This is a genomic window from Streptomyces sp. NPDC055013 (genome assembly GCF_053608645.1).
The window spans coordinates 1-2,096 of record NZ_JBSGVW010000090.1; the positions used below are offsets into that span (position 1 = coordinate 1).

A 2,096-nucleotide genomic window follows, 5' to 3' on the forward strand; every position below is an offset into this window, starting at 1 on the left:
GGCCGTGACCTCATGGTCACGGCCCGCGCTTTTTCGCGTGTCCGAGGGGGGACTTGAACCCCCACGCCCGATAAAGGGCACTAGCACCTCAAGCTAGCGCGTCTGCCATTCCGCCACCCGGACAAGGTGTCTGTCGCGCGGGGCTTCCCTCGCGGCGACAGAGAAAACATTACCAGGCTTCGAGGGGTGCCCGATCACCCCCCGTCGCCGCGTGAACGGTGTGTGACGGGCCGCGGCCGGTCTTGGGCGGGGACCGTGGGAGAGAGAGGATGAGGGGGAACCACCAGCAGCGACAGCGTGGGAGGAAGCAGCGTGAGCGAGACGGACACGGCCAGGGGCGTCACCGGCGAGGACGAGGTCGTGGACCTCTGCCGCGAGCTGATCCAGATCGACACCAGCAACTACGGCGACCACTCGGGTCCCGGTGAGCGCAAGGCGGCCGAGTACGTCGCCGAGAAGCTCGCCGAGGTGGGCCTCGAGCCGAAGATCTTCGAGTCGCACCCGGGACGCGCCTCCACCGTGGCGCGGATCGCGGGGGAGGACCCTTCCCGGCCCGCGCTGCTCATCCACGGCCACACCGACGTCGTGCCGGCCAACGCGGACGACTGGACGCACCACCCCTTCTCCGGCGAGGTCGCGGACGGGTGCGTGTGGGGGCGCGGGGCCGTCGACATGAAGGACATGGACGCGATGACGCTGGCGGTCGTACGCGACCGGCTGCGCAGTGGCCGCAGGCCGCCGCGGGACATCGTGCTCGCGTTCCTCGCCGACGAGGAGGCCGGCGGCAAGTTCGGCGCCCGGTTCCTCGTCGACAAGCACCCGGACCTCTTCGAGGGCGTCACCGAGGCGATCAGTGAGGTGGGCGGGTTCTCGTTCACCGTGAGCGAGGAGCGGCGGCTCTATCTGATCCAGACGGCCGAGAAGGGCATGCACTGGATGAAGCTGACCGTGGCCGGCACGGCGGGACACGGGTCGATGATCCACCGGGACAACGCGATCACCGAACTGTCGGAGGCGGTCGCGCGGCTGGGCCGGCACAAGTTCCCGGTGCGGGTCACCAAGACCACCCGGGCCTTCCTCGACGAACTCGGCGACGCCCTCGGCACCGAGCTCGACCCGGAGAACATGGAGGGCACCCTCGCCAAGCTCGGCGGCATCGCCAAGCTGATCGGCGCGACCCTGAGCAACACGGCCAACCCGACGCAGCTCGGCGCCGGCTACAAGGTCAACGTCATCCCGGGCGAGGCCACCGCACACGTCGACGGCCGCTTCCTGCCCGGGTTCGAGGAGGAGTTCCTCGCCGACCTCGACAAGATCCTCGGGCCGAACGTGCGGCGTGCGGACGTGCACGCCGACAAGGCCGTCGAGACCGGCTTCGACGGGCCGCTCGTGGCGGCGATGCAGTCCGCGCTGGTGGCCGAGGACCCGGCCGCGAAGGCGATCCCCTACATGCTCTCCGGCGGAACCGACGCCAAGTCCTTCGACGACCTGGGCATCCGCGGCTTCGGCTTCGCACCGCTGAAGCTGCCGCCGGAGCTGGACTTCGCCGGCATGTTCCACGGCGTCGACGAGCGGGTGCCGGTGGACGGCCTGCAATTCGGGGTCCGAGTACTCGACAGGTTCATCGATGCGTCCTGAATTGGGCCACTGAAACGACACTTCAGTATTCGGCCAGACGTACTGGGCGTGCCCGGGGAGAGTGAACACGCTCATAGGGTCGTAGCCCTATTAGTTCCTCCTCGTTACAGGTGATGCGATCAGCTACTTGAGATCGCATTGCCAACAAGGAGGAATAATGATCAAGAAGGTCGTCGCCGCTGCGGCTGCCACTGGTGGGCTGGTTCTCGCGGGCGCGGGCCTCGCCGTCGCCGACTCCGGTGCCCAGGGTGCTGCCGTGCACTCCCCGGGTGTCCTGTCGGGCAACGTCGTTCAGGCGCCGATTCACGTCCCCGTGAACGTCTGCGGCAACACGATCTCGGTGATCGGGCTGCTGAACCCCGCCTTCGGCAACACCTGCATCAACAAGTGACGTTGTGCCTCGCCCCGTGAAAGGGGCTGAGCCCGTCGGCCCCGGAGCGCGTGCCATGCGCTCCGGG

2 protein-coding genes and 1 tRNA gene are annotated in these 2,096 nt (G+C 68.3%); 2 read left to right on the top strand and 1 reads right to left on the bottom strand.

The window, feature by feature from the left end; genetic code table 11:
- Positions 1 to 38 precede the first annotated feature (38 nt).
- A tRNA-Leu gene (locus tag ACWGDB_RS41925) sits at positions 39 to 123 on the bottom strand.
- Positions 124 to 312: 189 nt separating this feature from the next.
- On the opposite strand from ACWGDB_RS41925, the gene ACWGDB_RS41930 reads away from it, so the two are divergent.
- Positions 313 to 1,638 (top strand): M20/M25/M40 family metallo-hydrolase, encoded by a 1,326-nt coding sequence (locus ACWGDB_RS41930; protein ID WP_453827290.1) that lies wholly within the window; start codon positions 313 to 315, stop codon positions 1,636 to 1,638.
- 157 nt (positions 1,639 to 1,795) lie between these two features.
- Complete coding sequence (gene chpH, locus ACWGDB_RS41935; protein ID WP_048584573.1) at positions 1,796 to 2,029, top strand: chaplin ChpH; 234 nt, start codon at positions 1,796 to 1,798, stop codon at positions 2,027 to 2,029.
- Positions 2,030 to 2,096 lie beyond the last annotated feature (67 nt).